Annotated in this window: 18 protein-coding genes and 2 pseudogenes; 6 read left to right on the top strand and 14 right to left on the bottom strand. The window is 60.9% G+C overall.

Features of this window, described 5'->3' with window-relative positions:
* Window positions 1-23 precede the first annotated feature (23 nt).
* From J6525_RS47980 to J6525_RS27440, 5 genes and pseudogenes are all read right to left on the bottom strand, one after another.
* Window positions 24-389, bottom strand: a pseudogene (locus J6525_RS47980) (replication initiator protein A); the annotation flags it as partial.
* Between the two features lie 22 nt (window positions 390-411).
* Entirely contained in the window at window positions 412-693 is a 282-nt protein-coding gene (locus J6525_RS27455) for a helix-turn-helix transcriptional regulator (RefSeq protein ID WP_168855973.1), read from the bottom strand.
* Between the two features lie 133 nt (window positions 694-826).
* Entirely contained in the window at window positions 827-1333 is a 507-nt protein-coding gene (locus J6525_RS27450; RefSeq protein WP_225646984.1) for a DUF2285 domain-containing protein, read from the bottom strand.
* A gap of 73 nt (window positions 1334-1406) precedes the next feature.
* Window positions 1407-1601: a transcriptional regulator domain-containing protein gene (locus tag J6525_RS27445; RefSeq protein ID WP_168855975.1), complete on the bottom strand. Its 195-nt coding sequence runs from the start codon at window positions 1599-1601 to the stop codon at window positions 1407-1409.
* A gap of 165 nt (window positions 1602-1766) precedes the next feature.
* Window positions 1767-2039: a DUF2285 domain-containing protein gene (locus tag J6525_RS27440; protein WP_225646983.1), complete on the bottom strand. Its 273-nt coding sequence runs from the start codon at window positions 2037-2039 to the stop codon at window positions 1767-1769.
* Window positions 2040-2189: 150 nt separating this feature from the next.
* Here J6525_RS27440 and J6525_RS27435 point away from each other — a divergent pair, with 150 nt between their 5' ends.
* Complete coding sequence (locus J6525_RS27435) at window positions 2190-2453, top strand: helix-turn-helix domain-containing protein (RefSeq protein WP_312009864.1); 264 nt, start codon at window positions 2190-2192, stop codon at window positions 2451-2453.
* A gap of 172 nt (window positions 2454-2625) precedes the next feature.
* Here the strand turns inward: J6525_RS27435 and J6525_RS27430 are convergent.
* A pseudogene (locus J6525_RS27430) lies at window positions 2626-2785 on the bottom strand (DUF932 domain-containing protein); the annotation flags it as partial.
* A gap of 104 nt (window positions 2786-2889) precedes the next feature.
* A complete protein-coding gene (locus tag J6525_RS27425) occupies window positions 2890-3201 on the bottom strand; it encodes a DUF736 domain-containing protein (protein WP_225646982.1) in 312 nt (103 codons plus the stop codon).
* Window positions 3202-4111: 910 nt separating this feature from the next.
* Between J6525_RS27425 and J6525_RS27420 the strand changes: the two genes are divergently transcribed.
* Entirely contained in the window at window positions 4112-5662 is a 1551-nt protein-coding gene (locus J6525_RS27420) for a Fic family protein (protein WP_225646981.1), read from the top strand.
* Between the two features lie 427 nt (window positions 5663-6089).
* Here J6525_RS27420 and J6525_RS27415 read toward each other — a convergent pair whose 3' ends face one another.
* The 3 genes from J6525_RS27415 to J6525_RS27405 form a co-directional block, all read right to left on the bottom strand.
* Window positions 6090-7028: a DUF2493 domain-containing protein gene (locus J6525_RS27415; RefSeq protein ID WP_225646980.1), complete on the bottom strand. Its 939-nt coding sequence runs from the start codon at window positions 7026-7028 to the stop codon at window positions 6090-6092.
* A gap of 316 nt (window positions 7029-7344) precedes the next feature.
* Window positions 7345-8451: a DUF7146 domain-containing protein gene (locus tag J6525_RS27410; RefSeq protein ID WP_376708568.1), complete on the bottom strand. Its 1107-nt coding sequence runs from the start codon at window positions 8449-8451 to the stop codon at window positions 7345-7347.
* A gap of 99 nt (window positions 8452-8550) precedes the next feature.
* Window positions 8551-9513, bottom strand: coding sequence for an ArdC family protein (locus J6525_RS27405; RefSeq protein WP_225646979.1), 963 nt, complete (start codon window positions 9511-9513; stop codon window positions 8551-8553).
* A 1159-nt stretch (window positions 9514-10672) separates the two neighbouring features.
* Here J6525_RS27405 and J6525_RS27400 point away from each other — a divergent pair.
* A complete protein-coding gene (locus J6525_RS27400; protein WP_225646978.1) occupies window positions 10673-11971 on the top strand; it encodes a hypothetical protein in 1299 nt (432 codons plus the stop codon).
* Between the two features lie 59 nt (window positions 11972-12030).
* Here J6525_RS27400 and J6525_RS27395 read toward each other — a convergent pair whose 3' ends face one another.
* The 3 genes from J6525_RS27395 to J6525_RS27385 form a co-directional block, all read right to left on the bottom strand.
* A complete protein-coding gene (locus tag J6525_RS27395) occupies window positions 12031-12810 on the bottom strand; it encodes an enoyl-CoA hydratase/isomerase family protein (protein ID WP_225646977.1) in 780 nt (259 codons plus the stop codon).
* Window positions 12811-12890: 80 nt separating this feature from the next.
* Window positions 12891-14990 carry a molybdopterin oxidoreductase family protein gene (locus J6525_RS27390; RefSeq protein WP_225646976.1) on the bottom strand — a complete coding sequence of 700 codons (2100 nt, stop codon included), beginning with the start codon at window positions 14988-14990 and terminating at the stop codon, window positions 12891-12893.
* 125 nt (window positions 14991-15115) lie between these two features.
* Entirely contained in the window at window positions 15116-16180 is a 1065-nt protein-coding gene (locus J6525_RS27385; protein WP_225646975.1) for an ABC transporter substrate-binding protein, read from the bottom strand.
* Between the two features lie 205 nt (window positions 16181-16385).
* On the opposite strand from J6525_RS27385, the gene J6525_RS27380 reads away from it, so the two are divergent.
* Both J6525_RS27380 and J6525_RS27375 read left to right on the top strand, forming a co-directional pair.
* Complete coding sequence (locus J6525_RS27380; RefSeq protein ID WP_376708567.1) at window positions 16386-17306, top strand: tripartite tricarboxylate transporter substrate binding protein; 921 nt, start codon at window positions 16386-16388, stop codon at window positions 17304-17306.
* A 40-nt stretch (window positions 17307-17346) separates the two neighbouring features.
* Entirely contained in the window at window positions 17347-18057 is a 711-nt protein-coding gene (locus J6525_RS27375; protein ID WP_225646973.1) for a molybdate ABC transporter substrate-binding protein, read from the top strand.
* A gap of 34 nt (window positions 18058-18091) precedes the next feature.
* Here J6525_RS27375 and J6525_RS47010 read toward each other — a convergent pair whose 3' ends face one another.
* Entirely contained in the window at window positions 18092-18328 is a 237-nt protein-coding gene (locus J6525_RS47010) for a transposase (RefSeq protein WP_225646972.1), read from the bottom strand.
* Between the two features lie 208 nt (window positions 18329-18536).
* Here J6525_RS47010 and J6525_RS27365 point away from each other — a divergent pair.
* A partial coding sequence (locus J6525_RS27365; RefSeq protein ID WP_225647044.1) for an IS4/Tn5 family transposase DNA-binding protein occupies window positions 18537-18715 on the top strand: 179 nt, incomplete at its 3' end.

The following is an 18715-nucleotide window of genomic DNA, read 5'->3' as shown; positions in this document are numbered from 1 at the left end:
TTTCTGATCGGAAACCTGTCGAGACCAGCCTTCAGCCGGTCATAGTCTCGCGCACCGGTTCCGCGGCCGACAAACGTCAGGCTCTCGTAAGGCGTTGCAGCCATCAGGTGTGAGGTCTTCAAGCCTGTGTCGCATCTGTCGACGATCTGGGAAGCCGCCCAGATCAGGACGTCCGTATCCCGGATGGTCGCCATGCCGTGTTCCGGCACGGCCTCGACGCGAATGGAGATTGCGCCCGCGCGGAAATCGATTGGCACGATGCGCTTTGTTTTGGCGAGCGAGAACAACGGATAAGCCATCAGATCCTGCGCGTCGCGTGACACGAGATCGCCGGGCTGCGCCCGAAAGAGCTCAAGCTCGTCGCGCTCGGAGCGATGTGTGCGCCGCATTGTCACTGTCCTCGCGCTGACATCAGCGACGTTCCTGGCCCGCATACGGGCGCAGCGTCGGGTGCTTCTTGGCCGGCAGTACAGTCCCTTTGCCCGGATCAGACGTCGACGTTTTGGCGCCGAGGTCGGCCCAGGCTTTCAGGTCGTCCAACGCGTAAACGACGCGCCCGCCGATCTTCCGATACATTGGCCCCGTGCCGTATGTGCGGTGCTTTTCCAGCGTGCGACCGGAGAGGCCAAGGTAGCGTGCGGCCTCCGGTGTACGCAGGAAGCGCGGCGGCAGGCCGGCCATTGGATCGGGCATTTGAGAACTCCAGGGTGACAGCACGGAGCCGATTTCGGTGCCGGCGTGTGTGCGGTCATCATGGAGAAGCGCGATGTCGGAGGGGGATGCCGAAGATTGAGGGGGCGATTTTCGATACCCCAGGCGGGTTATGCTATTTGCCTGTGCGCCCGCGTCGCAGAATTTGGCGATAACCGCCGCGCACCAGTGCGAGGCCGGTTTGCACCAGGCGGACGGTCCGGTTGCGCAGATCGTGTGTCTTCCAGGCACGGTCGGGGATACGCTTCCTGCCGAACAATGCTTCTGCGATGCTGCGATACGTGCCGCCGTCCCCACGCGCATCGAGCGCGCGAAGAGCCGCGCTCAACCGTTCGCGTCGCTGTTTGGATATCTCGTGAAAGGCAGGACCTGGCGTACGCCCGCTCATGGTTCGCCACAGCCGTCGCGCAGCGTACGCCCGCGCGTCGAAGTCGCCATCTAACGACAACTCGACCACGTAGTGGGCAGCTACGGTTGGCGCTTCTCTTGACCAAACGCGGTGTTCCACGGTGCCGATGCGCAGCACCGCATGCCAGCCGTCGGCTGCACGGCGAACCTTGCCAGCTGCGAGATCAATCAACGGATGAGACGCTGCGTCCCGGTCAATGGGCAACGCGGTCATTGCGATCGGAACGACGGTCGGCAGAACCTCGGGCGCCCAAAAGATCGTCTGCTCCGTAAACGACCTCAGCGGGTCATGGGCGAAAGCAGATGCCCCATTTCCTCCTGAACTCGGGTGTCACCTCGCCATCCGGGCTGTTGGCGATCATCGCTTCGTACTCGCGTCTATAATCCGCGTTGCGACGAAGACATTCCCAAGCGATGTCGGTGATCTCTGTATCCCGAAGACTCTTATAGGATTCCGGCGACCGCCAGTCGAACTCAGGCATTGCTTCCACCCGCATGCACGCAGCTAACAAGGATTGCGGTGCAATAATCGTGAACGGGCGAGTTGCAGGAAGTCCCTAGTTTGGCACCACGTGGTGCTCCCAGATGACCACGCTTCGGCGGGAGAAGGCGATTTCTCAAGGAATGCCTTGGTCAATGGATTTCTTCTAGTTCAACCCAGTGCCACGCAACAGACGTCCATGTTCGGTCATCCACTTCGCGCGCGCGAGGTGACTCTGGTATGCGTTGCGCGCCCGGTCCGGCTCACACTCCGGATCGATATGCAGGACGATTCGAGCGACTTCCCGCCAGTCTGCGCCCTCACCCTCGGCTTGTAGAAGGCGAATATACGTAATGACGTGCTGCTCGTCATAAACTGTTAGCACCGACTCTTTTGGCGCGACATCCGCGACGTCAGGATCCAGTTGGGGTTTGGTCATGAGAACTCCAACAAGCGTTCTGACCTCCTTAGAGGGCCGAGATTGCTTATACGTCTCATTTTAGTCTCATTCCGATTCTGCCAGCGAACGATACGAAATACATATTATAGGAGATAAACCTCATAGTATGTAAAGACGCAACTTGCGCCGATGGACATGCGCAAGTTGGTCGGCCGGAATTTCGCGAGACTGCGGAAGCAGAAACGCTTCACGCAGGAGAAATTCGCCGAAATGTCCGGCTTCACCCAGCAATATATCAGTGACCTGGAGCGCGGCCGCCGTAATCCAACTGTGGTAACCCTTTTCGAACTCGCTAGCACGTTGGGCGTCAGTCATGTTGATCTCGTCCTCCCCGACGAAGACGCGCGAAACGAACGATCAAAATCTACTAAGCGCAAGCAATTGAATCAGTGAAACCATCTTGAAGGATCGCGAACCCTGACTTTCGCTCGCCGGGCCGGAGGTCCCGCGAACGCCGGACGCGGACACGCGTTTCCGCCGTCGATCCAGCTTGCCGGATCGCCGGCGGCGCACCATGCCTGAATCAAGACCGCGCAACCGACGTCCGGTTACGCGGCCCATGTCTTCAGATGGCGAGCTCCGTCAACCGCCTTGCATTGTCCTCCAGCTCGAGACGAAGTCTCCTGGTGAGCCTTACCGCGCGCAAACGCAGTAATGCCCTGTACGAAATCGAGGATTCCTTCCGGCTTGCGATTTTCTTCGCCCAGAACGGTTTCGATGATTTTTCGAGGCCTCGGATTTGGATGCTCTTCCTGCCTTTCCGCAAAGCGGCAACATAGATGGAAAAGGCCCCGCCTCGGAGGAGGCGGGGCCGATGACCCCTATGGGATCAGTCGCCGTTGCGGCGGGACCAGATCAGGGTGAAGCCCTCGTCGCCTTCGACCTTCACCAGCGAGGCGTAGATCGGGGCCGGAAAGCTCGGATCGTCGAGCTTGACCGAGAGGTATTCGCGATCGCTGTCGCGGGCGGTCTTCTTCCACGCGGCACCGAACTCGGTCACACCGGCAAAGATGCGGTAGTCGGGCGCCTTGTCGTTGTCCTTCTCGGATGCGGCGAACCGTGCCTTGATGTTCAGCGTCAGCGTCTTGATGAAGCCGACGTAGCCGTTGTCCGAAGCGGTGAAGGTGCCGATAGTAGCCATGGTACTCTCCGTTGGTTGCTCGGGCCGCGCCCATCGCGGCCTCGATGGCGATCCCTGGCCCGGGGAGCGATCGGCCCGCAGCCGTCAGGCCCGCAGCGCCAGCGGAGGACGGCGACAAGCCTGCTTTTTTGTCTCCCGCGAGGAATGCCGCCCACTTCGCGGCAGGGGAAAAAAGCAGGCTTAAGCCGTTGCGGGAAGGCGATCGAGGCCTTGGCCGTCCCTCGGGCCTGATCAGCCCATTCGAGGTTGCGTTGGACGCGCGCCATGAACGAACTGACGAAGACAACCATGGCGGCCGACACCGACACAGCACAAGGACTCAGGCTGGAGATCGGACATATGCTGACGGTGACGCATTAACGGCAAGGAAGGCGCACCTGGGAAAACGCCAGCGAACCCAATCGCATCCGCAGCGTACGGGATCGAAGGCAAAGGCGGAGTAGGTCGCCAGAAAGCGATCTCGATGTTCGCAGTCATCACACGAACAAGGCATCCGACCTCAATGCTGCTGATTGACCAGCGCGACACTGCATTCCCTTGGCCTGCCGCGTACCTATGCGGAGCTTCGCGGGGTTATCGCCGGGTCGCAGTGACGGTGCCGCAAGGGCCGCGGGCGACAGCGCCGTCGTGGGAACGTGTCGTTCGCATGTTCTTTCGATCTGGCCGTCTTCAAACTCCAGGGGAGTGGCTGCTCTGGAGATGACGCCTTCGAAAGAGCAGCGCACCTGCGGCACGCTCGGCATCGCCGGCCAATCGCCTGCAGGGACTGAATCGCCAGATTGGCGAGCGGAGCAGCCAGTGAATAATTTTCACAAAAACAACAATTTTTGAGTATTTTTCATGAAATGCTCGGACTCTGATAATTTTCGAGCTTTCAGCGAAGAAAATTCAGGAATCGGGAGTATTTTTCATGAGCTCTAGCGCAAATACACGATTTTCAGGGCAAGTGAGCGTTTTTCATGAGCGGCGGCTCCCCGAGACAGCGGTTCCGGCCGGCTATGCCGCCCTGATCGACGCCTATGATCTGCCCGTCCCGGTTCCCCGGACGCTTTCGGCGATCGGCACCAAGCATCGCATTATTGAAAAGGACCACTGGCACATCTATACGCCGCGCCACGCGCCCGAGGCCTCGCTTGAGGGGCATCTGACCTTTGCGCTCAAATACGAGGGCTTGGATCTCGCCCTCCTGAAGCGGCTTTTCCTCGCCGTCAAGGACGAAGACGTCGCCGAAATTGTGCGGCAGAAGCCGACAGGGGTCTACACGCGCCGCATCTGGTTCTTGTACGAATGGCTGCTCGGCCATGAGCTGAGGTTGCCTGCCGCAGACAAGGTCTCGTATGTGGATGCTGTCGACACCGACATCCAATTCGCAGGTGCGCCGCAGAATTCGGCCCGGCATCGCGTCCGCAACAACCTTCCCGGCACGCCGGAATTTTGTCCGCTCGTCTTCAAGACATCTGCGCTGAACGAATTCATCGCGCAGGACTGGAAAGATCGCGCGCGCGCCGTCGTGAGCCAAGTGCCGAAGGATCTGCTCGCCCGCACGGCCGCCTTCCTTCTGCTGAAGGACTCGAAGTCCAGCTACGTGATAGAAGGCGAAAGGCCGCCGCAGGATCGAATCCAGCGATGGGGCCGCGCTATTGGCGAAGCTGGTCGCGCACCGCTCGACGAGCAGGAGTTTCATCGCCTGCAGCGCCTCCTGATCGGGGACGAGCGTTTCGTCAAGCTCGGCTTCCGCAAGGATGGCGGCTTCGTCGGCGAGCACGACCGCGACACGCAACGCCCCATTCCGGACCATATCAGCGCGCGGCATGAAGACATCGCATCGCTCATGGCCGGATTGATCGCTTTGGACCACAGCGCCGAGAATGACCTCGATGCCGTTATCGCGGCGGCCGTGCTCGCATTCGGGTTCATCTATATCCACCCATTTGAGGACGGCAACGGGCGCATTCATCGCTATCTGATGCATCATGTTCTCGCACGTCGGGGGTTCAACCCGGCGGGCGTGCATTTTCCTGTGTCCTCGGCCATCCTCGATCGGATGGCCGAGTACAAGAGCGTGCTTGGGAGCTATTCGGGCAGGCTGCTTTCCTGCATCCAGTGGGAGGCAACGCCAAGGGGCAACGTCAGGGTTCTCAACGATACGGCAGATTTCTACCGATTCTTCGATGCGACACCGCACGCGGAGTTTCTGTACGCCTGCGTGCGTCAGACGATTGAGCGGGATCTTCCGAACGAAACCAACTTCCTTGTCAGCTTCGATATGTTCCGCGCCGGCATCGAGAACATGATCGACATGCCGGAGCGGACTCTGAACAATCTATTCGGCTTCCTCAGACAAAATCAGGGCAAGCTGTCGAAGCGCGCAAGAGAGGATGAATTCGCTGCGCTTACTGAGGACGAGGTCTCAAAGATAGAACAACTATATGTAGATTCGTTCGGGCAAACCGGAGAGTAACTGATGGTACATCAGATTAGATTCGGAGGCGCGGCTTGCGAAGAATATCTCTATCCAGCTCGACATCTCGATCCGAGCGACTCTCGATCTGGCGCTGGCAAAGGAAGACACTCGTCCACCGAGTCGAGGCGGGTATCTCATGGAGCCAATCATAAGTGCAGCGAAGAATGAGAGGGTCACGAGAGCAAAGGTCCGCCAGAAAAACACTGAGCCCAATAACCTCGAGGATAAATCCAAGGGCAGCATGGTGGTGGTCTCGCACTCAAAGATGACGATTATGCCTTCCACCATACTGCGCATTTCGACACATAGATCCAAACGCGAGACAAGAACCATTTCGCATGAAGTTCGCTTCGATGAGCGGGCTACCGACCTCTCGCGTTGCTTGCGCGAACCGATTTTCGGCTAGAGTCGAGTAAGACGGCGCTCACGCGCCGTCCTTGCCGAATTTCCAGACCGGAATCCCGAGTTTCTTCGCCTTATCGGCGAGGTTATCCTGTATGCCGGTCCCCGGAAAGCACAAGATTCCCATCGGCATGACTGCCAGCATGGCGTCGTTGCGTTTGAATGGTGCAGCCTTGGCATGCTTCGTCCAGTCCGGTTTGAAGGTGATCTGCGACACCCTGCGATTGCTGGCCCATTTTGCAGCGATCAATTCAGCACCCTTCGGCGAGCCGCCGTGAAGCAGCACCATGTCGGGATACTTCGCGTGGACCTTGTCGAGCCGGCCCCAGACGAGCGAAACGTCGTTGAAATCGAGTCCGCCGGTAAGGGCGATCTTGGGCCCCGATGGCAGCATCGCTTGGGTTTCTGCGCGATGCTTGGCGGCTAGGAAGTCGCGGCTGTCGATCATCGCGGCAGTGGGCGTGCGATGGCTGACCAGTGATCCGGCGCGAGGACGCCAGGGCGAGCCGGTGTGAAGCTCAAATTGCTCAGTAGCCAGGTCGCGGAACAGCTCCATGGCGTTGCGGCGTTCGACCAGTGAAATGCCGTCGGCGGTCAACCTTTCGAGCTCAACGGATCGCACTTCCGAGCCGTTCTGCTCGCGTTGGCTCCTCTGCTGCGCCTGCTCATTGTCGTCGAGCCCGTGCTCGATACGGCCCACCGCGCGATGTAAGAGATTGACGGTCGACCAGAGCAGGCCTTCCAGATCGGGCTCAAGTCGGGTGTCGCTTAAAGTTGCCACGAAGGCGTCGAAGATATCGGCGACGGCGCCAGCGATCGCTTTACCTTCGGGCAACGGCCTTGGGTCGGGCTCGCCGTGGAACGGACGGTACCCGTAAAGCTGAAGTTCACTAAGAATGCGGTCGGTCGGTGACGCGTTATGTCGGGGTTCGAACTCGATGTCGTCATGGTCGGTCGTCATAGTGAGAGGTCCTTTGCCGGATCGGCCGCACCCATCGCGGCCTTCGTGGCGATCACCAGACGGCACGCGGACCGAGCCAGAACCCCGGAGGCCTAAGCCGAGGGCGCCGAAGCGGAGCGGAGGATGGCCAAAACCCGGCTATTTTGCTTCGCGATGCAAAGGCCCACAGGGCCGGCGGAAAATAGCCGGGCGCGGCCATTGCCGGGTCGGTGCGCTTGCTGTCCGATCGCCCTCTAGAAGGCCGGGTGCGACCGCTTCCAGCGACACCGAGCTTGAGCCGATCGGCATGAAGGTATCGGGACCGAACTCGCCGCCGCTATCCCCGCTTGCTCGCAGCTAAAGACAAGAAGCGGACGGCGTCCTCTGGAACGAGTTGCTCGCACAACGTTGTTCGAAATTCCACGGCGGCCATGGCGCGTAGATCATCGTTGAAATCGTCGAGCCTCGGCGACAAAGTGCGCGCCTCGATGCCAGCGGCTTCTGCGCGGGTCGTCAAGGTCATCGCCGCGGCCCTTCCGGCTGCGTCCGCATCGCGAGCGATATAGAGCCGCCGCAGCGACGGCGGGAGGAGGATGCCGGCAAGGTGATTGGCCGAAAGGGCCGCCACCATCGGCATGGTCGGCAATACGCAGCGAAGCGACAGCATGGTCTCGATCCCCTCGCCCGCCACCAGGACGTCATCAAGCGCTCCAAAGCGCACTGCGTTGCCCAAGAGATTGCCTAATGCGCGTCGCGGCGTATCGACGAGTGCCAAGCTGCGCCCCGAGGGATGAAGCCAGGTGCGGTGTACGCCTGTGATTTGCCCCTTGAGATCGGTCACTCGGGCAATCATCGCCGGGCCGACCTCGATCTGCGAGTCTTCGTTGGGCCTATAATAGCATCGCGCATGGAAACGGAGCGCGCCTTCGTCATGGACGGGTTCGATACCGCGTTCTCGCAAGTAAAGTTGGGCGATGGTCCGATCAATCGGCTGCGACTTGGCAAACAGGCGACGAGCGGCCTCCGCGGATCTGGCTCGGATCGCCCCGCGACCAGGAATCGATGTCGGTTGGGGATTGGGCCTCGGCATACCGAGAAATCGTCGCGCCTCTTTCGCCACATCACGAAAATGAACCAATCCGCAGCTCTGCCGAATGATGTCGAGAAGGTCACCATGCTCTCCGGTGGCGGCATCCGTCCACTTGCCTGCAAGTCCCTGGAGCGTTTCGTTCAGCCGTACGAACAGGGATCGACCGGGAGTGTTTCTGCAGTCTCCCACCACCCAATAACGTCCTTGGCGTCGGCCATTGGAGAGATAGTGTCGACAAACCGCCTCGGCATCACGCGACAGGCGATGCGCCAGCTCGGAAGCATCAGGCAACCTTCTATCTTCGGAAATATCACCGGAGCGAAACGGCTTTGCTCTTTCGGAAGTCTCTGTCATCTGAGTTCACCACGACGAGCGACCGAGAGCCTCTCTCTCGGCCTCCAACCCGTCATGGCGTTTCTCGCGTCCCTCTTCCTCTCGTCCGTCATCAGGGCTTCATGACACCACCTCCTCATTCGCGCCGGCCTGGCTGGTCGATGGGGCTGCCGTGATTTCAGGAATGAAGCCGAGCAGATAGTCAGCGGCCTTGCTCGCCTGCGACGCTGCTCGCAGAATCGCGCGGTTATCCTCACGCAGAACCTCGAGCCACGAACCGATATAATCAGCGTGCCGCACGGTCGGCGCGATGCCAAGTGATGTGCAGCAGAATGCGGCACAGAGTTCGGCGATCAATTCCTCGAAGGCGTATCTCTTGGTGTCAAAGGAACCACCAAGGTCGCGATCGAGGCGGGAAGCATGGCCGCTAGCGTGGCCAAGCTCGTGGAGCGCCGTGCGGTGCCAGTTGATCGGCTCGAAAAAGGCCGCTGGCGGCGGCACCTGGACGTAGTCCTCCACCGGTGCATAGAACGCTCGAGTGCCTCCGATGCGAAAATCGATACCACTCGCTCTGATCAACGCCTCGACCGTCGGCTCGATCATGCCAGGTCGCCACGGCGGCGCAATGGTCGCAATTTCCGCTGGGAGTACGCATTGATCGGTATTGAAGACGGTAAAGCGCTTCAGGAATGGAACAGCGTGCGCCTCCTCGCCGGTCTCGGATACACGGCGCTTTTCATCAGATGGTACGAAGCGATCGGCATAAACGACAGTAGTACCCTGCTCGCCTTTGCGGACATGGCCACCGATTGCAAGCGCCTGACGATAGGTCAGCCAGCGTTGGCTTGAAAAGCGGCGCTCCCGGGCTGCACCCCAGAGTATTAGTATATTAACTCCGCTATAGGGACGATGTGACGCCGCATTCTCGGGCATGGCTAGCGGCGCCGTCCCAGCCGCAGCGTCCCAAGGCTGAACCCAGGGTACATGGCCGGCCTCCAGTTCGGCGATGATTCTGTTGGTAATTTCGTCATGCAGGCTCACCCGGTTCTGGCTGGCGCGCACCGAGGGATGATATTTGGACATTGCGGGTCTCCGCGACGGGCGCCGCGAGCCTCTCTCGCAACATTCAACCCGTCACGGCCTCCAGCGACCGCACTCTCCCTCTCTATGTTCGTTTTCGCGCTTGCGCGGCGCAGGTTGGTGTCTCCGGTGCCTCCATCGCGTCAGGGATGGAAGCCCGAAGGGTGAAAACCGGGCGAAGCCCGGGGTTTCAGCGCAGCCGACAGCCCGGCCCGAAAGGGCGACGCCCAGCCGGACCGACAAGAGGATTCATCGTCAGTCAGTCTGCAGTACGTAGCGCTCGGTACTCATGCTCTGACCCTCATTCCAATCTGTCCCCCGAGAAGGATCTCGTCGATTGGAGCAGCTACCGTCAGAGGCCCCGCCATTCCGACAAAGGAGCGCTTGCTAAGCCCCCAAACGTCGGATCAGCGATAGGACTTGTCGGAATTCGAACTGACAGCCCGCAAGAATCATATGCCTCTCAACGAGCGGATTATCCGCGCGCGCCGCCGAACTTTCTCTCGACGAATTGCCATCGAATATTTCAAACCTCAAGCAGGGCCTCAACGACTTGAGGCACCGTTGAATACTCGCATCAATCGATGCCCGGCACTTTTTCGCACTCAAGGCCCGCCGATTACCGCACCAATTGTTGATGGCTCTTTTCCTCGCAGCCTTCTCGTGCTCCGGGAGAGCATCCATGTGACTGGAGGGCAGCATGCCAGAAGGCCCCAAGCTAGCGGCGAATTTGACTTTGGATATCCGGTTCCGTGCTTTCCGAGGCGTCGCACGAATAAGGACCCTCATCCAGGGATGATGACGCCATTCTACTGAATTCGGCACCGAGATCATTGCAGCATTGACGCGCGAGCTAACGCCTATGACATCCCGCTCCGCTCTTCCTGCTCGTTATCCACTCATCGGCGCCTGGCCTGCACTCATGCTTGCCGACATGGCCGCCGCCTATTTGGATTTCGCAAATACCCATGAACTCGCGCGAGCCGTAGGCCGCGGCGAGGCGCCGCCTCCAATCGGCCATCGTGGAATTGGGCGGGCGCGGCAACCGGTCTGGTCAAGAGCCGCGATTGATGATTTTGCCGCGCCCCGTAGAACTACCAATTTGGACAGATCAGAAGGCGAGGATTTGGCCTCCCTGGCAAGACGTTAAGGTCGCGCTGCAATGAAGCTTCCGCGCTATTGCAGGCTAAAGTCATTGAAGAATGGTCGACGCGGATATTTCTTCGAGCCGCCAACGTGGGCTCGCAAGGAAGGCTGCCCTGTCACAGCTGAAGCACTGGGAGAAGACTATGCAACCGCTCTCAACAGAACCAAGAATATTCTGCTGCCTGCCTTCGACAGCTGGCGTTCGGGCGGATTGACCGACATGGTCCCGGCGTCTCCTGTGCCTGGCACTTTTGATTGGCTTGTCGCCGTTTTCAAAGCCAACCACCGATGGCGTGAAATCGATTTCAAGACCCAACGCTTATACGACCAAGGCCTGGCGCTATTCGCCAACCACGAATTGAACGACGGTAGCCGCGCGGGCTCGAAACAGATTGCTGATTTTTCCAAAGCATTTGTCGATGCGGTTTATGCAAATCTGCTCGTCGTTCAATACAAGGACGCGGATGGAAACATCGTCAAGCGCGAACGTCGGCGTTTCGCAAACGCTGCCATGACCGCCTGCAGGCGCGCCTGGTTCGTTGGTCAGCGCGCGCAAGAAACGAAAGTGCCAGCCATCAACCCATTCTCGCGGATGGGCTTAAAATCGCGCGCCCCTGGTCAGGCCGTGCGAGAGACGCCTACCGCGACCTGGGAAGAGCTTGTCGCCTTCAGGCACGCCGCAAAGAGACTGGGGTACCACTCGATCGCAACCGCCGCATTGCTGACCTGGGAGTGGCTGCAGCGCGAGGAACATATATTCGGAGTCTTCGAAATCGAGCACTATCGACCGAAAGAACGCCCCAACAGCGTGAGGATTATGCACCCAAAGAATGGCGAAGAAGCCTGGTGGCCTTTGGTCGATGAGAACAGTGTGCTGCTCTTCCCCGAGTTGATGGCGGAGCTTGATGCTCTCAAAGACTCAGTCGCTTCAGGACGGGCGTTTCGCCGTGATCATGCTCATCGCAGGTCGCCTACTCCTCTGCCGTGGATCACCGAGCGCAAGGATCTGCGCTACCTTCGGCATGTCGTTAAAAAGATAATCATAGCAGCGGGACTTCGGAACGAGCTCTCATTTACGTCCTTTCGCCACGGCGGCTTCACCGAAGGCGCAGACAGCGATCTTACGGACGCTGAACTGCGTGCCGCCGGCCGACATCGCTCGAGACTACAACTACCCACCTACGCCAAACGCACGCGGAAGCAATTGATCGTGGCCGCCAAGAAGCGCCGCGAGGAGCGAGCCAGAACGACCCTCTTGTCAGAAGGCGTGCTCGCTCCTCATTCTTCAGTCGTTTCGAGCAATCGACACGCTTGATTCTCAAAACTCAAGTCGGCGTGCGATTCCGAAAAGGAAAACCCTCGATTGGGTTTCCGTTAACGCCCGGTCCATGTCGGCTTGCGCTTCTCGCCGAAGGCCTTGAGGCCTTCCTTGGCGTCCTCGGTCATCGCGAGCAGCGCGATCTGGCTTTCGGTGTAGGCGATGCTTTCATCGAATGACATCGAGGCGATCGCCCGCATCGCGTATTTGCCGCGACGGATCGCCGTCGGCGACTTGTCGACGATGCGGCCGATCAGCCAATCGACCTTGGCATCGAGCTCGGCTGCCGGCACGACGTAGTTGAGAAGACCCGCAGACTTGGCCGTCGCGGCGTCGAACGGCTCGCCGGTCAGCGCCCATTCGTTGACGAGGCGCGGCGGGGCGATCGATTGCAGCAGGCTCAGCACCTGCATCGGGAACACGCCGACCTTCACCTCAGGCAGACCGAAGATCACCTGATCGGCGGCGACCGCCATGTCGGTCATGCACAACAGTCCCATGCCGCCGGCCATGCAGACGCCGCCGACCCGCGCGATCGCGGGCTTAGTCGCATTCTGCGACAGCCGCAGCAGATCGGCGTAGTCGACATTGGGGCGCGAGAAATCCATCGAGAACGCCGCGCCGCTGTTCTGCAGATCGGCACCGGCGCAGAACGCCTTGTCGCCCGCGCCCGTCAGCACGATGACGCGCACGTCCTTGTCGTCATGCGCCTCGCGATAGCCCTTCGCGATGCCGGCGATCACGCTGGCATTGAGCGCGTTGCGCTTGTCCGGGCGGTTGATGGTGATCCAGAACGCCTGCCCGCGCTTTTCGAGAAGAACGCTGTTGTCGGTCATGTTTCCTGCCTGTTTTCTTGGCCAATGTGCCGGTGTCAGCCGACATTTGCGGCAGGATCGGCGCCGACTGCAAGCAGGATTTATGCGGCCACCGATACCTTCCGGATCCAGACCTGGTTGTCGTGGAACGCGGCCCCGCCGAGCGGCGCCACGGCCTCCGCCCCGGTCAGCATGTTGATGCCGCGCCCGCCGATATGGGACTTGTTCGGATGGATCGACTCGGCGATCAGCACGCCGCGGCGAACGCCATCGAACAGTTTTGCGGTCAATGTGGTCTCGCCGCGCATGTTGCCAAGCGTCACCGCGTCGCCATCGGCGATCAAGAGCGTCGCCGCATCGTCGGGATGAATCATCACGGTCGGCGCGCCCTCGCGGGCCTGCGACGACGGCGTTTCGTTGAAGCTGGTGTTCAGGAAGCTGCGCGAGGGTGACGTCGCGAGCCGGAACGGATGCTGTGCGTCCGCCTCCTCGATGATGGTCCAGTGGTCGGGCAGTGAGGGCATCTTGTCCCACGCCCCCATTAGCCCGCCGGTGCCGACGGGCACCTTGCCCCAATCGACCTTGAAGTGGAACTTCTTGTCGGCATGGGCAAAGCCGTCGAGATAATGCGAGGTGCGGAAATCAGGCTGCAGGTCGCGCCACAGCTCGGCTTCGAGCGTGTCGATGTCGCCGTGCCCGCTCTTCTTCAGCGTCGCATCGATCAGCTGGCGCGGCGTCATGTCGAAGCCGGCATGCACGGCATTGAGCCGGCGGCCCAGCCCCTGCATCACCTCGTGATTGGAACGGCACTCGCCGGGCGCATCGATCAGCTTCGGGCCGACCGAGATGTGCTGATGACCGCCGCCGTAATAGAGGTCGTCGTGCTCCATGAACATCGTCGCCGGGAGCACGATATCGGCCATCTGGGCCGTCTCGGTCATGAACTGCTCGTGCACCGCGACGAACAGATCCTCGCGGGCAAAGCCCTGGCGCACCAGCGCCTGCTCGGGCGCCACCGTCATTGGGTTGGTGTTCTGGATCAGCATCGCCTTGACCGGCCCGCCGCCCCGGAGCGCCTCGGCATCGCCAGTCAGAATGCGACCGATCTTGGACTGATCGAGCACCCGCGTCGAGGGATCGATCGCGTCGTGGCCTTCGATGATCGACTCGTCGAAGCGCCAGATTGCGGCGTTGTTGAAGAACGCGCCGCCGCCCTCATATTGCCAGGCGCCGGTCACCGCGGGAATGCACGAGGCCGCGTGCATCTGGGCAGCGCCGTTGCGGCTGCGGGTGAAGCCGTAGCCAAGACGGAAGAACGAGCGTTTGGTCTGTCCGACCAGCCGCGCGAAGGCTTCGATCTCCTCGACTGGCACGCCCGAGATCACTGAGGCCCATTCCGGCGTGCGGGTCTTGAGATGCGCTTCCAGCTCGTCGGGGCAATCGGTATAGCGCGCGAGATAGTCGCGATCGGCAAATCCCTCGCGGAACAGCACGTGCATCACGGCGCAGGCAAACGCGCCATCGGTGCCCGGCCGCAGCAGGATCTTGATGTCGGCCTGCTTCATGGTCTCGTTGTTGTAGACGTCGACCGCCGCGATCTTCGCGCCGCGCTCCTTCCGCGCGCGGGATGCATGCGTCATCACATTGACCTGGGTGTTCACCGGATTGGTGCCCCAGATCACGACGAAGTCGGAGACGCCCATCTCGCGGGGATCGACACCGGCGATCTTGCCGGTCCCGGCGGCAAAGCCGATACGCGCGATGGTTGCGCAGATCGTGCCGTAGAAGCGCGAATACTTCTTCACATGCGACAGCCGGTTGAGGCCGTCGCGCATCACCAGCCCCATGGTGCCAGCGTAGTAATAGGGCCAGACCGACTCAGCGCCAAACTCCCGCTCCGCCGCATCGAAGCGCGCCGCGATCTCGTCCAGCGCCTCGTCCCAAGAGATCGGCTCGAACTGGCCGGAGCCCTTCGGCCCGGTCCGGCGCAGCGGATACATCAGCCGTTCGGCATGGTGAATCCGCTCGGCATAGCGGGCGACCTTGGCGCAGACCACGCCGGCGGTGTAGGTCTGCTGTTTGGAGCCCCTGACGCGGCCGATCGAGCGTCCCTCGATCACCTCGACGTCGAGCGCACATGCCGACGGGCAGTCGTGCGGACAGGTTGAATGGCGGATATCGACCTTGGCATGCTGGTTCATGGCCAAATTGGTAACATCAAACGTCGCCTCCGCCGAGGGGCATTATTGACCCAGCCAGCGCGAAATCCGGGCACGTGCCATGCGGCAGGCGCCCGGACGGGCAGCTGTTGGCCTGAACCGTCGCATCAGACGCGGAAGATGCGGGTGTAGTGCGATTTGATCGATTCCCCTTCCCGCTCCACCGCCACCGGATCGTCCTTCATCGTCTTGATGTCCTTTAGCGGCCTGCGTCCAGCCTTCTCCTTGGCCTGCGCGTGGACGGATCTGAGGCCGCCGATCTCGACATTGAGCTGCTGCCCCTCACGCCCGAGCGCGAACGACTGGAACAGCCTCGCGGCATTCGGATGCGGACAGTCCTTGAAGATCCCGTTCGGGCCGACGATGATCGGCGACCCCTCGGTGGCATAGACCGGCTCGACTGGGCGGCCGGCCTCCTTCATCTGAAAGATGTTGTATTCGTTGCCGTCGGCCATCACAGCACGCTCGCCGAGATCGAGCTTCTTGGGTGGATCCGTCGAGGACTGCACCTGCATGATATTCTGCTTGGCGAGCTTCTCGAAGAAGCTCCAGCCGAGATCGCGCTGCATCTGATAGGTTGCGGTCATGATGGTGCCGCTATAGCCGGGATGCGCCTTGACGATCTTGCCCTTCCATTTCGGATCGAGCAGATCGGCAAAGCTCTGGGGCGCCTCCTCGGCCTTCACGAGATTGGTGTTGTAGGCAATGATCGAAAGCCAGACCCGGAAGCTTGCGAATTGCCCGTCCGCGTCGCGATGCTCCTCGGGGTAGTATTTCGCGACCTCCTCCGGAACATAGGGCGCGAGAATGCCGTCGCGCTTCCACACGATGAAATGCGCGGCGTCGGAGGAATTGACGACGTCGACGGCATGGATGTTGCTGGAATATTCCTGGCCGACCCGCTGGAACACACGCTCCGCCCCGGTGCGTTCGACGCGCACGGTGATATCGGGATATTTCGCTTCAAATGCCCTTGCCAGCTTCTCGGCAACCGGCAGATCGGTCGAGGTGTAATAGACGACCTGCCCCTCTTTCTTCGCCGCCTCGATCAACGTCGGCGTCACCGGTTCGGCTGGCGGCGCAGCAGCCAGCACGCGCGTTGAAAGGGCGGCCCCAGCCAGCACCGCGCCCTTCAGCATGTCGCGGCGCGATAGCCCAGGATGTTTCCTCATATGATTCCCCGCACGCGATGGCGAAGTTTGAGTACACCGTCCTCCCGCTCTTATTCCGATGCGCGAAAACGGAGTCTGTCGTCGACAGAGACTTCAGGTTGCAGCTAGACTTCTGATCAAGAAACAAGACTAAAGTTGGGGGATTCAGTCAATGGCGAGCCTGCGATACGCTTTGATGTTTGTCGCGGCGTTGCTGACCGTGTCCATGTCAGGCTCATATGCTGACGCCGAAGACTATCCCGTACGGCCGGTCAGGATCATCGTTCCCTTCGGTCCCGGCGGTCCGGCCGACGTCGTCGCGCGACAGATCGGCGGCATCTTGCAGGAAAGCCTCGGCCAGCCCTTCGTGGTGGAGAACCGCACCGGCGCCGGCGGCGTGATCGGCACGCTCGAGGTCGCGAAGGCACTGGCCGACGGCTACACCCTCTTGATGATGTCGAACACCCAGACCGCGAACGAATCGCTGGTACCGCAGCGCAAATATGAGCTGATGCGCGACCTGACACCGATCGCGTCGTTGAACACTTCGGATCTCGTGATCGTGGTCCACCCCGCCGTGCAGGCAAAGACCTTGCAGGAATTCATCGCGCTCGCAAAGGCCCAGCCCGGAAAGCTGAACTATGCCTCGTCAGGTCAGGGAACGCCGTATCACATGGCGGGCGAGCAGTTCAAAGCCATGGCCGGGATCGACGTCGTGCACGTGCCCTACCGCAATAGCGGCGAAGCCCGCGGCGGCGTCATCGGCGGCCAGGTCCAGATGATGATCGATGCCGTTCCCGCGATGGCGCCGAATGTCGCCGAAAACCAGGTGCGAGTGCTCGCAACGACCGGCAAGACTCGTTCGACGGTGCTGCCCAACGTTCCGACGGTGACCGAGGCGGGCGTGTCCGGCTATGAGGCAACGATCTGGCTCGGCCTGATGGCCCCGGCGGGCACGCCGAAGCCGATCGTCGACAAGCTCAACGCGGCTGTGAACGCGGCGATCAGGCGGCCGGAGGTCGAGAAGCTCTGGGCCGCGCAGGGCGCGGCGCCGATGACCATGACGCCGGAGGCGTTCGACGCATTCCTGCGCGCCGATATCGTGAAGTGGGCAGACGTCGTCAAGAGATTGGACAAGCTCCAATAGGCACGTGGCGGCGAGTCCACGGGCGAAGGGAACATGGCGCATGAAGACGTTGAACATCCTGAGCGGCGGGGCGGCGCAAAGCCTGGTGCGCAGCCTCGCGCCAGCATTTGAAGCTGAGACCGGCCTCGGCATTGCCGGCGATTTTGGCGCGGTCGGCGCCATGGCCAACAGATTGCGCGCCGGCGTACCGACCGACATCGTCATCCTGACCGCCGCTCTGATCGCGAAGCTGGCTGACGAAGGGCTGGTTTTGCGCAGCTCGATCACGGACATCGGCCGGGTTGAAACCGCCCTCGCCGTTCGGGCCGGCGATCCATTGGTCAGCGCCGACGACGCGGCCAGCCTGCGCGCGGCATTGCTCGCCGCTGACGCGATCTTCGTGCCGGATACCAAGGCATCGACCGCCGGAATTCATGTCGCCAGGTTGCTCGCACAAATAGATATCGCTGATGTCGTCGCCGATCGGTTGAGAGTCTTTCCAAACGGCGCGACCGCCATGCGATATCTGGCCGAGTCCAATGACCGGCGGCCGATCGGCTGCACGCAATCGACCGAGATCATCAGCACCAAAGGCGTCGTGCTGTCCGGCCCCTTGCCGCCAGGATGCGGGCTCGCCACCATGTACACCGCTGCAATCCCCGCACATGCATCGTCGGCATCGCCGGCGCAACGCCTGATCGCGTTGCTGACGTCGTCGGAAACATCTGAACGCCGCAGCCAGGCTGGCTTTGTTTCTGGCTTGACGTCGTAGATGAGACCAGACCACCTACGTGCGATGAAAATGTTCAAACGTTATCGCAAGGTCGACAGAGTGCACCAGCGCGCTGCGTCCTCGCCTCGATCGGCGGCATCCTTCGGCTCGGGGCGAAGCGACGAAGCGACCGTCGCCATCGGATCAGCAATGAGCGCGAACCGCCATATCGCCGCGCCGTCGCCGCGACCTGGCGCGGCGCCTGTAAGCTCTCCAGGATGATCTTGAGCTTCTCATCCTCGGACCAGAGCCGCCGCCGGCCTGTGTCCACTACTTCGAGCCGTTCGACTTGGGCATGTGGGCATGCGCCTAAGGACAGTTCTCAACAACAAGCCTCACTCGGCAAGGCGGCCTTCACCGGCTTTCAATTACCCACATTTGACTCGGATTTGAGCGAGGCGCGGCGGGCGAAATCTTGAATCGGTAGAATCTGTTGTGATTCGTTGTTGAGCACCTGATTCGGAAGCGCGGGGTGCTCGATGGGCTTGGTGAAGGAACGTGCCGGGGCGCGTGCTCAGCGATTGACGACTGGTATCGAGACGTGGGTTGATCGGGAAGTTGCGGGATGCGAGTTTAAGGATGAGCGGCTTGGTCGCCGGTTCTGCAAATTGCTCGCACAAATCGGGAGCGACATGGGTCAAAGCATCCCGCTGGTTTG

The organism is Bradyrhizobium australafricanum (genome assembly GCF_020329495.1).
Taxonomy (GTDB): Bacteria; Pseudomonadota; Alphaproteobacteria; order Rhizobiales; family Xanthobacteraceae; genus Bradyrhizobium; species Bradyrhizobium australafricanum.
Note: the sequence above shows the minus strand (reverse complement) of the source record. Positions and strands in the feature narration are given on the sequence as shown.